Raw genomic sequence first — 18,014 nt, forward strand, 5'->3', positions numbered from 1 at the left:
GCATCGGCCTCGCTAGAATGAAATTCATGGCAACCACCCCCCCAATCCCCGCGCCGGTGCCGGCTCCCACCCCTCCGTCCTGGGACGAGGGTGGTTCGGTCGTGCTGGAGCGGCGTACGCAGAAGACCCAGCCGCCCCAGATGTACCAGGTGGTCATGCTCAACGACGACTACACCCCCATGGAATTCGTCGTCGTCGTGTTGCAGGAGTTTTTCAACAAGGACCGCGAGGCCGCCACGCAGATCATGCTGAAGATCCATCTGGACGGCAAAGGCGTGTGCGGTGTGTACACGCGCGATGTCGCCGCTACCAAGGTGGACCAGGTGCTGGAAGCGGCGCACAAGGCAGGCCACCCCCTGCAATGTTTGAGTGAGCCCGTTGAATAAGGGGGCATTGCTCCCAATCTACAGTCATCCCTAACACGCAAGCACAAAGGAGTTCTCACATGATTGCCCAGGAACTGGAAGTCAGCTTGCACATGGCCTTTGTCGAGGCACGCCAGCAACGCCACGAGTTCATCACCGTGGAACACCTGCTGCTGGCACTGCTCGATAACCCCAGCGCGGCCGAGGTGCTGCGTTCATGCGCTGCCAACATCGACGATCTGCGCGCATCGCTGACCAACTTCATCAAGGACAACACCCCGCAGGTCGCCGGTACCGACGAGGTGGACACACAACCCACGCTGGGCTTCCAGCGGGTGATTCAACGCGCCATCATGCACGTGCAGTCCACGGGCAACGGCAAGAAGGAGGTCACGGGCGCCAACGTGCTTGTGGCCATCTTCGGCGAAAAGGACTCCCATGCCGTGTACTACCTGCACCAGCAGGGCGTGACGCGCCTGGACGTGGTGAACTACATCGCCCACGGCATCAAGAAGGGCGAGCCGCCGGAGCCCGCCAAGGCCGAGGGCCAGGCCGACGGGGAAGAGGGCGCGCAAGGCGAGCGCAGTGAAAAGGCGTCGCCCCTGGAGCAATACACCCAGAACCTGAACCAGGCGGCCAAGGACGGCAAGATCGACCCCCTGATCGGCCGCAACTACGAGGTCGAGCGCACCATCCAGGTCCTGTGCCGCCGCCGCAAAAACAACCCGCTGCTGGTGGGTGAGGCCGGCGTGGGCAAGACCGCGATTGCCGAGGGCCTGGCCTGGCGCATCACGCAGAACGACGTGCCCGAGATCCTGGCCGAGGCCACGGTGTATTCGCTGGACATGGGCGCGCTGCTGGCGGGCACCAAATACCGCGGCGACTTCGAGCAGCGCCTCAAGGGCGTCTTGAAGAGCCTGAAAGACAAGCCCAACGCCATCCTGTTCATCGACGAGATCCACACGCTGATCGGTGCGGGCGCGGCGTCGGGCGGGACACTGGATGCGTCCAACCTGCTGAAGCCTGCGCTGTCCAGCGGGCAGCTCAAGTGCATCGGTGCGACTACCTTCACCGAATACCGCGGCATCTTCGAAAAGGACGCGGCGCTGTCGCGGCGCTTCCAGAAGGTGGACGTGGTCGAGCCAACGGTACAGGAGACCATCGACATCCTCAAGGGACTCAAGAGCCGCTTCGAGGAGCACCACAGCGTGAAGTACGCCGCCGGCGCCTTGCAGGCTGCGGCCGAGCTGAGTGCCAAGTACATCAATGACCGCCACCTGCCCGACAAGGCCATCGACGTGATCGACGAGGCTGGCGCCGCGCAGCGCATCCTGACGCCGTCCAAGCGCAAAAAGACCATCGGCAAGGCCGAGATCGAGGAGATCGTGGCAAAGATCGCCCGCATCCCGCCTGCCAACGTGTCCAATGACGACCGCGGCAAGCTGCAGACGCTTGAGCGCGACCTCAAGAGCGTGGTTTTCGGCCAGGACAAAGCGCTGGAGGTGCTCGCCGCCGCCGTCAAGATGGCACGCTCGGGACTGGGTAAGGCGGACAAGCCGATCGGCTCCTTCCTGTTCTCGGGCCCCACAGGCGTGGGCAAAACCGAGGCCGCCAAGCAGCTCGCCTACATCATGGGCGTGGACCTGATCCGCTTCGACATGTCGGAGTACATGGAGCGCCACGCCGTGAGCCGTCTCATCGGTGCGCCTCCGGGCTACGTGGGCTTCGACCAGGGTGGTTTGCTGACCGAGGCCATCACCAAGAAGCCGCACGCCGTGCTGCTGCTCGACGAAATCGAGAAGGCACACCCGGACATCTTCAACGTGCTGCTGCAGGTCATGGACCACGGCACGTTGACGGACAACAACGGGCGCAAGGCCGACTTCCGCAACGTCATCATCATCATGACGACGAACGCGGGCGCCGAGACCATGAACAAGGCCGCTATCGGCTTCACGAATCCGCGCCAGGCGGGCGACGAGATGGGCGACATCAAGCGCCTGTTCACGCCCGAGTTCCGCAACCGCCTGGATGCCATCGTGAGCTTCAAGCCGCTGGATGAGCAGATCATCCTGCGCGTGGTGGACAAGTTCCTGCTGCAGCTCGAGCAGCAGCTCGCCGAGAAGAAGGTGGAAGTTACCTTTACCGACGCGCTGCGCAAGCACTTGGCCAAGAAGGGCTTTGATCCGCTCATGGGCGCGCGCCCCATGCAGCGCTTGATCCAAGACACCATCCGCAAGGCGCTGGCCGACGAGTTGCTTTTCGGTCGCCTGACCGAAGGCGGGCGTCTGACGGTGGACATCGAGGTCAAGACGGACGACAAGGGCGTGGAGACTTCCGAGGTGCTGCTGGACATCCAGCCGGTGCCCAAGAAGGAGCGCGGAGCCAAGTCCGAACCGGCCGAACCCGAAGAAGCCACCGCCGACTGATTCCGGCACCGCCGCGTTTCAACAAACCCGCAGCCCGCGCTGCGGGTTTTTTTATGGGTGCTCGCCATGCTTATGAGCAAAAGCGGCTCTGACGCCCATCCACCAAGCGAGAGCAGCTATCGATAAGAGAGCGAATTGCAGGGGGTGGTCGTGCGAATGAGAACCCGGGATGCTCCAGAAGGGCATTCGTGCCTTGCGCACAGTGTGTTTGTCGATAAGATAGTAATAAGTTACTTTCTTTAGGTGGCTGCATGAGTGAACTGCCCAAGTACCTGCCCGCCGACGAACGGCGCATCGCCACGGTGGAGGCCGTGGTCGATCTGGCGGCCCAGCAGAACCCCAGCGACATCACCACCACCGCCATTGCCCAGCATATGGGCGTGACGCAGGGGGCACTGTTTCGGCATTTCGCGTCCAAGGACGCCATCCTGCAAGCGGTGATGTCGTGGGTGGCACAGCGTCTCATGGCGCGCGTGGACGCGGCCGCGGATGGGGCGGCCTCTCCCCTGGCGGCGCTGGAGGCGGTGTTCATGGCGCACATCCATTTCGTGTGCGAGCGGCCCGGTGGGCCACGCCTCATCTTTGGGGAGCTCCAACGCCCCGGCCAAACCCTGCCCAAGCAGATGGTGCAGACCCTGATCACGGCCTACGGCGAGCGCCTGCGCGGGCTGCTGGAGGCCGGCAAAGCCGCGGGAGAGCTGGACCCGCAACTGGATGCGCAGGCCGCTGCCGTGCTGTTCATCGGCACCGTGCAGGGGCTGGTGATGCAGTCGCTGCTCGCGGGTGACGTGCAGCGCATGCGCCGCGATGCGCAGGGCGTGTTTGCCATTTACCGCCGCGGCATCGGAAGAGCGTTATGAAGTTTCCCCGTCTGCGGCGCCGCACGCTGGCGATGATCGCCGTCATTGCGCCGCTGGTGGCGCTGTTCGTCTATGTCGCTCTGCGTTCGGGGCCGCTGGCGCCCGTGGCGGTCACGCTGGGCAGCGTGCAGTCGCGTGCCATTGCCCCGGCACTCTCAGGCATTGGCACGGTGCAGGCGCGTTATCTGTACAAGATCGGTCCCACCTTCGCCGGGCGCGTGCAGCGCCTGGACGTTCAGGTGGGCGACAGGGTGGAGGCCGGGCAGGTGCTGGGCGAAATGGACCCGGTGGACCTGGACGACCGCCTGCGCGCACAGCAGGCGGCCATCAAGAGCGCCGAAGCCGCGCTGCGCCAGGCAGAGGCTAGGCAGAGCTATGCGCAGACCCAGCACCAGCGCTACAGGCAACTGGTGGCGGTGCGCGGCACCAGCGAGGAAAGCTACGCCACCAAGCAGCAGGAACTGGCCGTGGCAGACGCCGCGCTCGCCGCTGCCCGCGAGGATGCGAGCCGTCAGCGCGCTGACTTGCAGGCATTGCGCGCGCAGCGTGGCAACCTGCGGCTGGTGGCGCCCGTGGCAGGCATGGTGGCTGCGCGCGATGCCGACCCTGGCACGACCGTGGTGGCGGGGCAGGCCGTGGTGAAGCTCATCGACCCGGCCAGCCTGTGGATCGACACGCGCTTTGACCAGATCACCGCCCAAGGATTGGCGGCCCCGGCTGCCGGCCGAGGTGGTGCTGCGCTCGCGCCGCGGGGACAACCTGGTCGGCAGCGTGCTGCGCGTCGAGCCCCTGGCGGACGCGGTGACAGAGGAGACGCTGGCCAAGATCGTCTTCGATGCACCGGTTACACCGCTGCCCCCCGTCGGTGAACTGGCCGAGGTCACCGTGCGCCTGCCGGCACTGCCCGAAGCGCCCACCATCTCCAATGCGGCCATCCGCTTCGTGGACGGGCAGCGCGGCGTGTGGAAGCTGGTCGGTGGCAAGCCGCAGTTTGCGCAGGTACGCCTGGGCCGTGCGGACCTCGACGGCCATGTGCAGGTGCTGGACGGGCTGGCCGTGGGCGACTCCATCGTGGTGTACAGCGAGAGGGCGCTCACGGCGCGCAGCCGCGTGCACGTGGTCGAGCGCATTGCCGGGGTGGCGCCTTGATCAGCCTGGCAGGGCGCGACATTCTGCATGCCTGGGGAAAGTTCGTCTTCACAGGCATCGGCCTGGGCCTGCTGATCGGCGTGACGCTGACCATGGCGGGCGTCTACCGCGGCATGGTGGACGACGGCAAGGTGCTGCTGGACAACAGCGGCGCCGACCTGTGGGTGGTGCAGAAAGACACGCTGGGCCCCTACGCGGAATCCTCCAGCGTGCCCGACGACCTGTGGCGCGGCATCCGCGCCATGCCGGGCGTGGCGCAGGCCGCGAACATCACCTACCTGACCATGCAAGTGGGCCATGGCGACAAGGATGTGCGCTCCATGGTGGTGGGCATCACCGCGAGCGGCCCAGGCGCGCCCGGCTGGCCGCCGCAGTTGGTGGCGGGGCGCCAGATCACGCGCGGCCATTACGAGGCCGTCGCCGACGTGGCGGCCGGCGTGCGTCTGGGCGATGTGCTGAAGATTCGGCGCAACCACTACACGGTGGTGGGCCTCACGCGGCGCATGGTCTCGTCCAGCGGCGACCCGATGGTGTTCATACCGTTGAAAGATGCGCAGGAGGCGCAGTTTCTCAAGGACAACGACGCCATCCTCATGCAGCGCCGCCGCACCGAGGCCAACCCGGCCTTCAACCGCCCCGGCGTTCCCGACCTGTTGGATGCGGTGGTGGCCTCGCAAACCAGCAACAGCTATGTGAATGCCGTGCTGGTGCGCATGCAGCCGGGCTTCACATCCCAGGAGGTGGCCGAGCCCATCCGCCGCTGGAAGCGGCTCACGGTGTACGACCGGGCGCAGATGGAAGGCATCCTCGTGGGCAAGCTCATCGCCACATCGGCCAAGCAGATCGGCATGTTCCTGGTGATCCTGGCGCTGGTCAGTGCGGCCATCGTGGCTTTTCTCATCTACACGCTGACGATGGACAAGATCCGCGAGATTGCCGTGCTCAAGCTCATCGGCACGCGCAACCGCACCATCGCCTGGATGATCCTGCAGCAGGCGCTGGTGCTCGGCGTGATCGGCTTCGTCGTCGGCAAGATCACGGCCACCTTTGCCGCGCCGCTGTTTCCCAAATATGTGCTGCTGGTGCCGTTCGATACGGTGGCGGGGTTCATCGCGGTGCTGGCGATCTGCGTGCTCTCCAGCGTGGTGGCCATCCGCATGGCGCTGCGGGTCGATCCGGCCGAGGCGATAGGGTGAGGACGCAGCAATGAGCAGGAAAGGGATCCACATCGAGCGCCTGACCAAGCGCTACGGCTCCGGCGACACGGCGTTCCTCGCCCTCAAGGACGTGAACATGCACGTGGCACCGGGTGAGGTGGTGGGCCTGATCGGCCCGTCCGGCTCGGGCAAGAGCACGCTGCTCAAGTGCCTGGGCGCGGTGATCGACCCCACGTCGGGCCGCATGACGCTGGGCGATACGGTGATCTATGACGACGGCTGGCAAGTACCCGACCTGCGCGCGCTGCGCCGCGACCAGATCGGCTTCGTGTTCCAGGCGCCGTACCTGATCCAGTTTCTGGATGCCACCGACAACGTGGCGCTGCTGCCCATGCTGGCAGGCGTGCCCAACGACGAGGCGCGCCGCCGCGCACTGGAGTTGCTCACGGCCCTGGACGTGCAGCACCGCGCCACGGCCATGCCATCGCAACTGTCGGGCGGGGAGCAGCAGCGTGTGGCCATCGCCCGCGGCTTGGTCAACCGCCCGCCGGTGATCCTGGCCGACGAGCCCACGGCGCCGCTGGATTCGCAACGTGCCATGGCGGTGATCCGCATCCTGAACGACATGGCGCGGCGCCTGGAGACGGCCATCATCGTCGTCACGCACGACGAGAAGATCATCCCCACCTTCAAGCGCATCTACCACATACGCGACGGCGTGACCCACGAGGAGGCGGGCGAGGGTCGCGGCTTCGAGTGAAGCGGCGATCTTGATGAAATCAGGCTCTAGTGCCCATGCAGCAAGCGCTAGTAGCTATCAAAAAAGGAGTAAAACAACGCGGTGACGCCGGCTCAGGGCGTCAGCAGTCGCTGCAATAGTTCGCGCGTGGCATAGCCATCGGCGGGCAAGCCCACACTTTGCTGGTAGCGGCGCACCCCGGCGCGCGTGGCGGGCCCTGCCACGCCGTCGGGCGTGCCGGTGTCCAGGCCGCGCGCGTTCAGCGCCTCCTGCAGCGCGCGTACTTCGCTGCGCGACAGAGGCTGCAGTTCGCGCGGCCAGGCGGATGCCAGGCCCGCGCCGCCGTCGATCTGCCGTGCCAGCAGGCCCACGGCCAGGGCGTAGTTCACCGAGTTGTTGTAGCGCAGCAGCGCGCGGAAGTTGGGCCCGACCAGGATGGCGGGACCACGCGCGCCTGCCGGGGTAAGGACGGAGGCGTCCTGCAGCGGCGGCAGTTCTGCGCCATCCACCCCGCGCACCCCTTCAGCGGCCCAGTCGCTGCTGGCCTGGCGCACGCTCAGTTCGGCGCGTGCGTAGTCGAAGCCGGGCGGCAGCAGCACTTCGGCGCCCCACGGCTCACCGCTCTTCCAGCCCGAACGGGACAGGAAGTTGGCCGTGGACGCCACCACGTCGGGCACGCTGCCCCAGATGTCGCGCCGCCCGTCCCCGTCGGCATCCACCGCATGGGCAAGGAACACCGAGGGCAGAAACTGCGTGTGCCCCATGGCCCCGGCCCAGGAGCCGATGAGCGCGTCGGCCGCGATGTCGCCCTGGTCCACGATGCGCAACGCGGCCAGCAGCTCGCGCTGGGCCCATGCGCTGCGGCGCCCGTCGTAGGCGAGGGTGGCCAGCGCATCCACGGTGCGGAAGCTGCCGAAGTTGCGGCCATAGTTGCTCTCCATGCCCCAGATGGCCGTGACCACGCTGGCGGGCACGCCGTAGCGCTGCGCTGCCGCGTCCAGCGCGTCGGCGTACTGGCGGCGCTGCTCGCGTCCCTGCGCAATACGCTGGGGTGACACGGCGCTGTCCAGGTAGGCCCAGGGCGGGCGGGTGAATTCGGGCTGGGCGCGGTCCAGTTCCACCACGCGCGGTTGCCACTGCACCTGGCCCAGGGTGGCGGCCACGGTCTGCGGGCGGATGCCGGCGGCCAGCGCCTCGCGTGCAAAGGCGCTCACCCAGGCGTGGAAGCCGGCCAGCGTGGTTGCGGTGGTGTCGGGCGCCGCCGGCGCGACCGGCGTGCTCGCCGGTTCCACGGTGGATGCTGCCGGGGCAGGCGCCGGGGTGGTGGGCGCTGCGGGCGAGGGCAGTTGGGGGATAACCGGCGCGGGCGCAGGGGCGCTGGGTGCAGCGGATGGAGCCGCTACGGCGGGGGTCGCTGGCGGAGCGGAGGCGCACCCCGCCAGTGCTGCCAGGCCCAGTGCGGAGGCGGCGGCGCGGCGCCGGGTGAGGGTGTCGGGCATGAAGAGAAAACGCATGCGGCCATTGTGCCGGCCTGCCATGCATACTTCGCCCTGGCACTGTTTCCGGCTGCAACTTCTTCCTCATGCACACTTTTCTCTGGCACGACTACGAAACCTTTGGCGCCAACACGCGCCGCGACCGCCCCGCACAGTTTGCCGCCGTCCGCACCGATGCCGAGCTCAACGAGATCGGCGAGCCGCTGATGATCTATTGCCGCCCGGCCAACGACTATCTGCCGGATCCGCAGTCGTGCCTGATCACCGGCATCACGCCCCAGCTGTGCCTGGAAAAGGGTTTGCCCGAGCGCGAATTCGCCGCCCGCATCGAGGCCGAGATGGCGCTGCCCGGCACCATTGGCGTGGGCTACAACACCATCCGTTTCGACGACGAGATCACGCGCTTCATGTTCTGGCGCAATCTCATGGACCCGTATGCGCGCGAGTGGCAGAACCAGTGCGGCCGCTGGGACCTGCTGGATGTGGTGCGCCTGACCTACGCGCTGCGCCCCGAGGGCATCGCGTGGCCCGAGGTGGACGGCAAGCCCAGCTTCCGCCTGGAGCATCTGTCCAAGGCCAACGGCCTGGCGCACGAGGCCGCGCACGACGCGCTGTCGGACGTGCGCGCGACCATCGCACTGGCGCGGCTCATCCGTTCACACAACCCCCGGCTGTTCGACTTCGCGCTGTCCCTGCACAAGAAGGACCGCGTGGCGGCTGAGCTGCGCCTGCCCACCACGGCGCAGGAGGCACGGCCGTTCCTGCACGTCTCGGGCATGTTCCCTGCCGAACGCGGCTGCCTGGCCGTGATGTGGCCGCTGGCCAGCCACCCGACCAACAAGAATGAGCTGCTGGCCTGGGATCTGGCGCAAGACCCTTCCGAGCTGGCCCGGCTGTCCGCTGACGAGATCCGCACGCGCCTGTTCACGCGCGCGGCCGACCTGCCCGAAGGCGTGACGCGCCTGCCGCTCAAGAGCGTGCATCTGAACAAGTCGCCGATGGTGGTGGGTAACCTCAATACACTCACGCCGGCCATGGCGCAGCGCTGGGGCATCGACCTGCCACAGGCCGCGCTGCATGCCGCCGCGGCGCGCGCGTTGCCCGACCTGACAGCCGTGTGGGCCCAGGTGTTCCAGCGCCCTGCGGAGGGGCCGCTGGATGTGGACCAGGACCTGTACGGGGGCTTCGTGGGCAATGAGGACCGCCGCCGCCTGAACCGTCTGCGCGCATTGCCCGGCGAAGAGCTGGCGCACGAGCGCCTGGGTTTTGACGACGCGCGCCTGGCCGAGCTGGTCTGGCGCTACCGTGCGCGCAACTTCCCGCACACGCTCTCGCCCGAGGAGCAGGAGCGCTGGGAGGCGCACCGCGTCGCGATGCTGGTGGAGGGCGAGGGCGGCGGGCTGACGTTCGACGCGCTGTTCGAGCGCCTGGACACGCTGGGTGCCGAGGCCGATGACGAACGCACCGAGGCCATCCTCGGCGCGGTGTACGACTACGCCGAGAGCATCGCGCCCGGCATGGACTGAGGGGCTGTGATGCAAGCTGCCGCCAACGTTGATGCGCTGCTTGACTTCGTGCGCCGCCATCCGCGCCTGTTCGTCATCACGGGCGCGGGCTGCAGTACGGAGGTGGGCATTCCCGACTACCGCGACCACAACGGTGAATGGAAGCGCCCCCAGCCCGTCACCTTCCAGGCCTTCATGGGCGATGAAGCCACGCGCCGGCGCTACTGGGCGCGCAGCCTGCTGGGCTGGCGGGTGATGGGCCGCGCCCAGCCCGGTTCTGCGCACCGTGCGCTGGCTGCGCTGGAAGCGGCGGGCCGTATCGAACTGCTGTTGACCCAGAACGTGGACGGCCTGCACAGCGCAGCGGGCAGCCAGCGCACGCTGGACCTGCACGGGCGCATCGACACCGTGCTGTGCATGGACTGCGGCATGCGTGCGCCGCGTGCGGCGTTGCAACACGAACTGGAGCGGCGCAACCCTGGATGGGTGGCGCTGCAGGCCGGCGCCGCGCCCGATGGGGACGCCGATCTGGAGGGGCTTGATTTCGGCGGCTTCGATGTGCCTTCCTGCGCACATTGCGGCAACGGCCTGCTCAAGCCCGACGTGGTGTTCTTTGGCGAGAGCGTGCCGCGCGAGCGTGTGGAGGCCGCGCGCGCGGCGCTGGCACGCTCGCACGCGGTGCTCGTCGTGGGCTCGTCGCTCATGGTGTATTCGGGCTTTCGGTTCGTGCAGGCGGCGGTCGATGCCGGCCTGCCCGTGGCAGCGGTCAACCAGGGGCGTACACGGGCCGACGGGCTGCTGGCGCTCAAGCTGGAGCAGGACGCAGGCACTGCCCTGCAGGCGTTGGCCCACGCGTGGGCGCAGCCCCATGCCAGCGTGCCCGCCGCGGTTGCTGGGCTCGTCAGCGGCCGTTGATGCTATCGTGCGGTCCCAAAGCGCCGCCTGGCCGCGTGCCGTGCAGCGCATAGCTTGCATAGGAGACACCATGCACCGCACCGCAACGCCCGGCGCGCATCCTTCCGCGGGTGCCGCGCTGGCGCTGACCACGGCAGGCGTCGTCGCCCAGGCCCACGCCCGCTCGCAGTCGTTCGGGCTGCAGCCCCATGAGCAGGCCGACCTGCACCTGCTGGACCGCCAGACCCTGGCCTGGACCGTGGCACGCAACGAGGCCCTGTGCGCCCATGCGCGCCCCGTCATGGAAACCCTGGCGCAGCAGCTGCGCGGCACGCAGAGCATGGTGATGCTGACCGACGCGCAGGGGGTGATCCTGCATGCCGAGGGCGATGATGCCTTCCTGGATCGCGCCAGCCGCGTGGCCCTGCAGCCCGGTGCGGGCTGGTCGGAGCGCAGCAAGGGCACCAACGCCATTGGTACGGCGTTGGCCCTGGGCGATGCGGTGCAGATCAACGGGCGCCAGCATTACCTGGAAGCCAACCAGTTCCTCACCTGTTCATGCGCTCCCATCCTGGATCCGCAGGGGCAGATCCTCGGCGCGCTGGACGTGAGCGGCGACCGCCGCGGCCACAGCGCCCACACGCTGGCGCTGGTGCGCATGTCCGCCGCGATGGTGGAGAACCACCTCTTCGGCAAGGTGTACGAGGATGCCGTGCGCCTGCGCTTTCATGCGCGCGCCGAGTTCCTGGGCACGCTCATGGAAGGGCTGGCGGCGTTCACCCCGCAGGGGCGCTTTCTGGCGGCCAACCGCAGCGCGCAGTTCCAGCTGGGGTTGTCGGGACCGGCGCTGGCGGCACACACCTTCACCTCGCTGTTCGGCCTGTCGATGGGCGCGCTGCTGGAGCATGCGCGCCGCTCGGTGCCCACGCTGCTGGCGCTGCAACTGCCGGCAGGCGTGTCGGTGCACGCACAGGTGGAGTTTGCGCCACGCGGCGGCGTCACGCTGCCGGTGTGCCCGGACGTCCCGGCCGCGGCTCCGCCGCCGCGCGCGCGGCCTGCTGCGGCCCCGGGCCTGTCCAGCCTGCGCTACCTGGACACGGGCGATGCCCAGCTGGCGCAGGTGATCGAACGCGTCACGCGGCTGCTGGGGCGTGGCGTGCCCACGATGATCCTGGGTGAGACGGGCACCGGCAAGGAGTTGCTGGCGCGTGCCATCCATAACGACGGCCCGCGCGCGCGGGGGCCCTTCGTGGCGGTGAACTGCGCGTCCATTCCCGAGTCGCTGATCGAGGCCGAGCTGTTCGGCTACGAAGAGGGCGCCTTCACCGGCGCGCGGCGCAAGGGCAGCGTGGGCAAGATCGTGCAGGCGCACGGCGGCACGCTGTTCCTGGACGAGATTGGCGACATGCCGCTGGCCATGCAGGCACGGCTGCTGCGCGTGCTGCAGGAGCGCAGCGTGGCGCCTCTGGGCAGCACGCGGCAGATCGAGGTGGACGTGAACGTGGTCTGCGCCACGCACCGCAACCTGCGCGCCATGATGGCCGACGGCCAGTTCCGTGACGACCTGTACTACCGACTGAACGGCCTGGTGGTGCGACTGCCTGCGCTGCGCGAGCGCACGGACCTGGCGGTGATCGTGCAGCGGTTGCTGCGCGCCCAGCATGACTCTCCCGCCGCAGACAGCCCCATACCGGTGGCGCCCGAGGTGATGGCGCTGTTCGCCGCCCACGCCTGGCCGGGCAACCTGCGCCAGCTGTCCAACGTGCTGCGCACGGCGGCGCTGTTGGCCGAGGGCGCGGACGCGATCACGTGCGCGCACCTGCCGGAGGACTTCCTGGAGGAATGCGAGGCGCTGGCGCAGCAGGGCCGCGTGGTGGCGCAGGCGTTCTCTCAGCCGGCGGTGCCGCCAGCGGACGGCGCGCGTGCCGCGGCCCCGGCCCCGGCCAGCGTGCGGCCGCTGGGCGATGTGGCGGCCCATGCGCTGCAGCAGGCACTGGATGCGCACGCGGGCAATGTCTCCGCCGCCGCGCGCGCGCTGGGCGTGTCGCGCAACACGGTGTACCGCTACCTGCGCGCGCAGTCGTGTCGCTCCTGAAAAAGGAGCGATTTGCGCTGGTTGGGCGGGAGATTCAGCCGAAATTGACCTGAAAAACGCCGCCGATACAGCGCGAGCAGCTATTAAATAAAGAGCAACTCTAGAACCGCGTCACTGGCCGCCCGTTGGCGGCGGCCCCAGCGCTTCGATGGCGGCCCATTCCTCGTCGGTGTACAGCCGTGAGCGCGTGAGAAAGCGCATGCCCGTGGGCCCTTCGAGCGAGAACATGCCCCCGCCGCCCGGTACCGCATCGATGAGGAGGTGCGTGTGCTCCCAGTACGCGAACTGCGAGCGGCTCATGTAGAACGGCTGCCCGGCGATCTCACCCAGCAGCACGTCGGCATCGCCCAGCAGGAACTCCCCGCGGGCAAAGCACATGGGCGCGCTGCCGTCGCAGCAGCCGCCCGACTGGTGGAACATCAGCGGGCCGTGCTGGGCCACCAGGCGCTTGATGAGCGCCGTGGCCTCGGGTGTGGCCGACACGCGGGTGGCGGGCGGCGCTGGCGTGGTCATGGCGTTGCCTGTGCTGCGGTGTCAGGCCGCCATGTCCAGCACCACGCGGCCCTGGATCTGGCCCTTGTGCATGCGCGCGAACACGTCGTTGATGTTCTCCAGCTTCTCGGTGCGCACCGTGGCCTTCACCTGGCCGCGCGCGGCGAAGTCCAGCGACTCCTGCAGGTCCAGCCGCGTGCCGACGATGGAGCCGCGCACGGTCACGCCGCGCAGCACCATGTCGAAGATGGGCAGCGGAAAGTTGCCCGGCGGCAACCCGTTGAGCGACACCGTGCCGCCGCGCCGCACCATGCCCAGCGCCTGCTCGAAGGCCTTGGGCGACACGGCCGTGACCAGCGCGCCGTGCGCACCGCCGATCTCCTTTTGCAGGAAGGCGGCCGGGTCGGTGTCGCGCGCGTTCACCGTCACGCTGGCGCCCAGCTGGCGGGCCAGCGCGAGCTTGTCGTCGTCCACGTCCACCGCAGCCACATTCAGCCCCATGGCGCGGGCGTACTGCACGGCCATGTGGCCCAGGCCGCCAATGCCGGAAATCGCCACCCAGTCGCCGGGCTTGGTGTCGGTCACCTTCAGGCCTTTGTACACGGTCACGCCGGCGCACAGCACGGGGGCGATGTCCACGAAGCCCAGGTCTTTCGGCAGGCGGCCCACGTAGTTGGGGTCGGCCAGCGCGTAGTCGGCAAAACCGCCGTTGACCGAATACCCCGTGTTGCTCTGCGACTCGCACAGCGTCTCCCAACCGCCCAGGCAGTGCGTGCAACGGCCGCAGGCCGAGTGCAGCCAGGGCACGCCCACGCGGTCGCCTTCCTTCACATGCTTGACGTTGGCGCCCACGGCGGCGACGAAGCCCACGCCCTCGTGCCCCGGGATGAAGGGCGGATTGGGCTTGACGGGCCAGTCGCCCTCGGCGGCGTGCAGGTCGGTGTGGCACACGCCCGAGGCCTCGATCTTCACCAGGATCTGGTCGGCGGCGGGGGTGGGCACGGGCACCTCTTCGATCGTCAGCGGCTTGCCGAACTCGCGGACCACGGCGGCTTTCATTGTCTTGGCTGGCATGGGATAAACCTCCTTCTCTGTGCAAATGAACGCAAGGGGAGCCCCCGTGCACCAGCCGCCCCTGCTGGGACGGCCAGTGGGGGCGCTGTATGGGCTTAGAAGAAGCCCAGCGGCTGCTGGGTGTAGCTCACCAGCAGGTTCTTGGTCTGCTGGTAGTGGTCCAGCATCATCTTGTGGTTCTCACGGCCGATGCCCGACTGCTTGTAGCCGCCAAACGCGGCGTGCGCGGGGTAGAGGTGGTAGCAGTTGGTCCACACGCGCCCCGCCTGGATGCCCTTGCCCATGCGGAAGGCGCGCGCGCCATCACGGCTCCACACGCCCGCGCCCAGGCCGTAGAGCGTGTCGTTGGCGATCTCCAGCGCCTCTTCTTCGGTCTTGAAGGTGGTCACCGAGACCACGGGCCCGAAGATTTCTTCCTGGAAGATGCGCATCTTGTTGTGGCCCTTGAACACCGTGGGCTGCACGTAGTAGCCGCCGGCCAGGTCGCCGCCCAGCGCGGTGTTGCGCGCGCCGCCGATGAGGCACTGGGCGCCTTCCTGCTTGCCCAGGTCCAGGTAAGAAAGGATCTTTTCCAGTTGCTCCTGCGAGGCCTGGGCACCGATCATGGTGTTCTTGTCCAGCGGGTGGCCCTGCTTTATGGCGGCCACGCGCTTGAGCGCGCGCTCCATGAAGCGCTCGTAGATCGATTCCTGGATCAACGCGCGGCTGGGGCACGTGCAGACCTCGCCCTGGTTCAGCGCGAACATCGCAAAGCCTTCCAGCGCCTTGTCGAAGAAGCCGTCGTCGGCGGACATCACGTCCTCGAAGAAAATGTTGGGGCTCTTGCCGCCCAGCTCCAGCGTCACGGGGATGATGTTCTGGCTGGCGTACTGCATGATGAGCCGGCCGGTGGTGGTCTCGCCGGTGAAGGCTATTTTTGCGATGCGGTTGCTGGAGGCCAGCGGCTTGCCAGCCTCCAGGCCAAAGCCGTTGACCACGTTGACTACGCCCGGCGGCAGCAGGTCGCCAATGATCTCCATCAGTACCAGGATGGAGGCGGGCGTCTGCTCCGCGGGTTTCAGCACTACGCAGTTGCCCGCAGCTAGCGCGGGGGCGAGCTTCCACACCGCCATCAGGATGGGGAAGTTCCAGGGAATGATCTGCCCGACCACGCCCAGCGGCTCATGGAAGTGGTAGGCAATGGTGTCGGCGTCGATCTCGCTGATGCCGCCTTCCTGCGCGCGCACGGCGCCGGCGAAGTAGCGGAAGTGGTCGATGGCCAGCGGAATGTCGGCCGCCATGGTCTCGCGCAGCGGCTTGCCGTTGTCGATGGTCTCGGCCACGGCGATCTGCAGCAGGTTGGCCTCCATGCGGTCGGCGATCCGGTTCAGGATGTTGGCGCGCTCAGTGGTCGAGGTGCGGCCCCACGCGGCCTTGGCTTTGTGCGCAGCGTCCAGTGCGGCGTCGATGTCCTTGCTGTTGGAGCGTGGCACGGCCGTGAACTTCTGGCCGTTGATGGGCGAGATGTTCTCGAAGTACTGCCCGTCCACGGGCGCCACCCACTGCCCGCCTATGTAGTTGCCGTACTGCTGCTTGTAGGGGTTGGCGATGCCAAGGCTGGCGATTTCGGCCATGTTCATGTGGTGTCTCCTGAGTGCTTGTGAAGGAATGCCGCCGATGCGGCGGCGGCAGTGCCTCAGTGCAAGCGCCGTGCCAGAACGGCTCCAGAGGGAAGGGGCGGTGGGGCGTGCCGCGGCTGTGCCGCAGCGGCGCAGCCGTGTGCCATAACGCAACAGTGCGCCGGCCCATGACGGAACACCCGTTGAAGGTGCAGTCGTGCTGAAGGGCTCAGGGTGCTATGTTTTACATAGCTTCTCGCGCTGTATTCAAGGGCGTTGCAGGCACTTTTTGCCTGAATCGCCGCTGCGGGTCACTCGGCACCGGGCGTAACGCTTGCCGGGCCGTTGGCGGGCGGGGTGGGCTTGAGACGCGGCAGGGCCGCCAGATGCTGCGCGGCCTTGTGGGCCTGCTCCACGGCGCGGCGCAGGTCGCCCAGCAGTCCCGTCCACTCGTGCACGGCCGTCACTTCCAGCAAGCCCTGGGCACCCGCGCGCAGCACGGCGGCCTTGGCGGCTTCGTACGCCGCGTCGAAGACGGCGTGAGCGGTGTTCACCTGGTCCAGGTCGTGGGCCTTGGGATCAGCGGCGGCAAAAAAATCCAGCGCCGCGGTGAAGGCCAGGGGCAGCGCGGCCAGGGGGTGGCCTTCGGGCGTGGTGGGCGGCACCGTTGCGGGGTGCGTGACGCGTAGCGCCTGCTGGCCCACCTGGTGCATGACACGCGCCAGCGTGTCGTAGTAGCCCGCAATGCGCAGCAGCTCGGGCATCTGGTCGGCCACGTCGCGCGACAGCGGCTGGCGGCTCACGTCGCTCACAAACGCGCCCACCTGCTGCTGCAGCTGCTCCAGCGCCTGCAACTGGCGCGTGAGCTGGCTCGTGGCCTGTGCGCCCGCCGGTTGCCAGGGCAGGGCGACGGGCGCCATGCGGGTGGCATCCGACGCCAGCTGCAGTGCCATGTGGCCTACGCGCGCCATCTCGCGGCGCAGCGCCTGCAGGGCCAGCGCGGGCACGGCGGCCACGTTGTGGTCCAGGAACTGCGCGCGTGCCACGTCCTCGTCGGCCGAGCGAAAGCGCGCCAGCAGAAAGCGCGCGAGCGGCCCTGACAGCGGCCACATGAGCAGCACGCCCAGCAGGTTGAACGCGGTGTGGAAGATCACGAGCTGCGTCACTGCGTCGCCCTCACCCGTGAGCCATACGCCCAGGTGGTGGATGGCGGCGAGCAGGGGCGACAGCAGCGCCAGGGCCGCCGCGGCCGTCACCACGTTGAACAGCACGTGTGCCGCCGCCAGGCGCCGCGCGTTGGACGTGGCGTGGATGGCGGCCAGGATGCCCGTGAGCGTGGTGCCCACGTTGGCGCCGATGACCACGCCCGCGCCCACTTCCACCGCCAGCGAGCCGCCCGCCACGGCCGTGAGCACCACCGCCAGCGTGGCCGACGAGGCCTGCAGCACCACCGTCATGCCCAGGCCGATGAGCACTGCCAGCGCCAGGCCCGGCAGGTCGCTGGACAGCGGTGGCAGCGCCTGCGGATCCAGCCCGGTGAAGCCCTGGCGCAGCAGTTCGATACCCAGGAACAGCACGCCGAACCCCGCCACCGCCTGGCCCAGCGCCCCGCGCCGCGTGCCGCTGCCGGTGATTTGCAGCGCCATGCCGATGCCGATGAACGGAAGGGCGAAGGCATCGGCCTTCACCGCAAAGCCTAGCCACGCGACGAGCCAGCCGGTGACCGATGAACCCAGATTGGAGCCGAACACCACCCACAGCGCGGAGCTGAAGCCCAGCAACCCCGCATTGACGAAACCGATGGCCGCCACCGTCATGGCGGTGGACGATTGCACCAGCGCCGTGAGTGCCACCCCTGTCACCAGCCCGTGCAGCGGCGTGCGCGTCCAGGCGGCCAGGATGCGCTCCAGCGCGCGCCCGGCCGCCAGCTTGAGCCCGTCGGTCAGCATGGTCATGCCCAGCAGGAACAGGCCGATGCCGCCCAGCAGGGTGCCGGCGGCAATCAGGGGAGTGGCGGTGGCGGTCAAGGCGGCGGCGCGGGGGCTTTGTTGGGGGGTGGACCGGTAGGTGCGTGCCGACGGGACGGTGCGGCAGAGGCGCTTTTATTTTGATAGCTGCTCGCGCTTGCTACAAGCGCGCTGGGGCTATTTTAGGTCATTGA

At 68.2% G+C, this 18,014-nt stretch carries 13 protein-coding genes and 1 pseudogene; 9 read left to right on the forward strand and 5 right to left on the reverse strand.

The genetic code is table 11. From position 1 onward, the window contains the following. Positions 1 to 17 precede the first annotated feature (17 nt). From clpS to PCQ86_RS10240, 6 genes and pseudogenes are all read left to right on the forward strand, one after another. Positions 18 to 386: an ATP-dependent Clp protease adapter ClpS gene (clpS, locus tag PCQ86_RS10215; RefSeq protein WP_015913417.1), complete on the forward strand. Its 369-nt coding sequence runs from the start codon at positions 18 to 20 to the stop codon at positions 384 to 386. Between the two features lie 59 nt (positions 387 to 445). After that, the gene (gene clpA / locus PCQ86_RS10220) at positions 446 to 2,794 is read left to right on the forward strand and encodes an ATP-dependent Clp protease ATP-binding subunit ClpA (RefSeq protein ID WP_270173637.1); all 2,349 of its coding nucleotides are present in this window, start codon (positions 446 to 448) and stop codon (positions 2,792 to 2,794) included. Positions 2,795 to 3,045: 251 nt separating this feature from the next. Next, entirely contained in the window at positions 3,046 to 3,654 is a 609-nt protein-coding gene (locus PCQ86_RS10225; RefSeq protein WP_270173638.1) for a TetR/AcrR family transcriptional regulator, read from the forward strand. Then, a pseudogene (locus tag PCQ86_RS10230) lies at positions 3,651 to 4,803 on the forward strand (efflux RND transporter periplasmic adaptor subunit). Before PCQ86_RS10225 ends, PCQ86_RS10230 begins: the two are co-directional and overlap by 4 nt. Further along, a complete protein-coding gene (locus PCQ86_RS10235) occupies positions 4,800 to 5,999 on the forward strand; it encodes an ABC transporter permease (protein WP_047351218.1) in 1,200 nt (399 codons plus the stop codon). Before PCQ86_RS10230 ends, PCQ86_RS10235 begins: the two are co-directional and overlap by 4 nt. Positions 6,000 to 6,009: 10 nt before the next feature. Continuing rightward, positions 6,010 to 6,720 carry an ABC transporter ATP-binding protein gene (locus tag PCQ86_RS10240; protein ID WP_015913233.1) on the forward strand — a complete coding sequence of 237 codons (711 nt, stop codon included), beginning with the start codon at positions 6,010 to 6,012 and terminating at the stop codon, positions 6,718 to 6,720. A gap of 92 nt (positions 6,721 to 6,812) precedes the next feature. Here the strand turns inward: PCQ86_RS10240 and PCQ86_RS10245 are convergent, their stop codons facing one another. Next, a complete protein-coding gene (locus PCQ86_RS10245) occupies positions 6,813 to 8,213 on the reverse strand; it encodes a lytic murein transglycosylase (protein WP_270173639.1) in 1,401 nt (466 codons plus the stop codon). Positions 8,214 to 8,281: 68 nt separating this feature from the next. Here PCQ86_RS10245 and sbcB point away from each other — a divergent pair, with 68 nt between their 5' ends. The 3 genes from sbcB (at position 8,282) to PCQ86_RS10260 (ending at position 12,689) form a co-directional block, all read left to right on the forward strand. After that, the gene (gene sbcB, locus PCQ86_RS10250) at positions 8,282 to 9,721 is read left to right on the forward strand and encodes an exodeoxyribonuclease I (protein ID WP_270173640.1); all 1,440 of its coding nucleotides are present in this window, start codon (positions 8,282 to 8,284) and stop codon (positions 9,719 to 9,721) included. Between the two features lie 9 nt (positions 9,722 to 9,730). Beyond that, complete coding sequence (locus PCQ86_RS10255) at positions 9,731 to 10,615, forward strand: NAD-dependent protein deacetylase (RefSeq protein ID WP_270173641.1); 885 nt, start codon at positions 9,731 to 9,733, stop codon at positions 10,613 to 10,615. Between the two features lie 70 nt (positions 10,616 to 10,685). Next, entirely contained in the window at positions 10,686 to 12,689 is a 2,004-nt protein-coding gene (locus PCQ86_RS10260) for a sigma-54-dependent Fis family transcriptional regulator (RefSeq protein ID WP_270173642.1), read from the forward strand. Positions 12,690 to 12,800: 111 nt separating this feature from the next. Here PCQ86_RS10260 and PCQ86_RS10265 read toward each other — a convergent pair whose 3' ends face one another. The 4 genes from PCQ86_RS10265 to PCQ86_RS10280 form a co-directional block, all read right to left on the reverse strand. Beyond that, complete coding sequence (locus PCQ86_RS10265; protein WP_047351214.1) at positions 12,801 to 13,202, reverse strand: DUF779 domain-containing protein; 402 nt, start codon at positions 13,200 to 13,202, stop codon at positions 12,801 to 12,803. Positions 13,203 to 13,223: 21 nt separating this feature from the next. Continuing rightward, positions 13,224 to 14,255: an alcohol dehydrogenase AdhP gene (adhP, locus tag PCQ86_RS10270; protein ID WP_011805140.1), complete on the reverse strand. Its 1,032-nt coding sequence runs from the start codon at positions 14,253 to 14,255 to the stop codon at positions 13,224 to 13,226. A 95-nt stretch (positions 14,256 to 14,350) separates the two neighbouring features. Beyond that, positions 14,351 to 15,874 (reverse strand): aldehyde dehydrogenase, encoded by a 1,524-nt coding sequence (gene adh, locus PCQ86_RS10275; RefSeq protein WP_270173643.1) that lies wholly within the window; start codon positions 15,872 to 15,874, stop codon positions 14,351 to 14,353. 290 nt (positions 15,875 to 16,164) lie between these two features. Continuing rightward, a complete protein-coding gene (locus tag PCQ86_RS10280) occupies positions 16,165 to 17,880 on the reverse strand; it encodes a Na/Pi cotransporter family protein (protein WP_270173644.1) in 1,716 nt (571 codons plus the stop codon). Positions 17,881 to 18,014: the final 134 nt, after the last annotated feature.

It is taken from the genome of Diaphorobacter sp. ED-3 (genome assembly GCF_027625375.1).
Classification (GTDB): domain Bacteria; phylum Pseudomonadota; class Gammaproteobacteria; order Burkholderiales; family Burkholderiaceae_C; genus Diaphorobacter; species Diaphorobacter nitroreducens.

Bases quoted from the DNA above. Each gene is read 5' to 3' on its own strand.
- adh (WP_270173643.1), bottom strand. From the start codon at position 15,874: ATGAACATGGCCGAAATCGCCAGCCTTGGCATCGCCAACCCCTACAAG.
- PCQ86_RS10260 (WP_270173642.1), top strand. From the start codon at position 10,686: ATGCACCGCACCGCAACGCCCGGCGCGCATCCTTCCGCGGGTGCCGCG.
- sbcB (WP_270173640.1), top strand. From the start codon at position 8,282: ATGCACACTTTTCTCTGGCACGACTACGAAACCTTTGGCGCCAACACG.
- clpA (WP_270173637.1), top strand. From the start codon at position 446: ATGATTGCCCAGGAACTGGAAGTCAGCTTGCACATGGCCTTTGTCGAG.
- PCQ86_RS10240 (WP_015913233.1), top strand. From the start codon at position 6,010: ATGAGCAGGAAAGGGATCCACATCGAGCGCCTGACCAAGCGCTACGGC.
- adhP (WP_011805140.1), bottom strand. From the start codon at position 14,255: ATGCCAGCCAAGACAATGAAAGCCGCCGTGGTCCGCGAGTTCGGCAAG.
- PCQ86_RS10265 (WP_047351214.1), bottom strand. From the start codon at position 13,202: ATGACCACGCCAGCGCCGCCCGCCACCCGCGTGTCGGCCACACCCGAG.
- PCQ86_RS10225 (WP_270173638.1), top strand. From the start codon at position 3,046: ATGAGTGAACTGCCCAAGTACCTGCCCGCCGACGAACGGCGCATCGCC.
- PCQ86_RS10255 (WP_270173641.1), top strand. From the start codon at position 9,731: ATGCAAGCTGCCGCCAACGTTGATGCGCTGCTTGACTTCGTGCGCCGC.
- clpS (WP_015913417.1), top strand. From the start codon at position 18: ATGAAATTCATGGCAACCACCCCCCCAATCCCCGCGCCGGTGCCGGCT.
- PCQ86_RS10245 (WP_270173639.1), bottom strand. From the start codon at position 8,213: ATGCGTTTTCTCTTCATGCCCGACACCCTCACCCGGCGCCGCGCCGCC.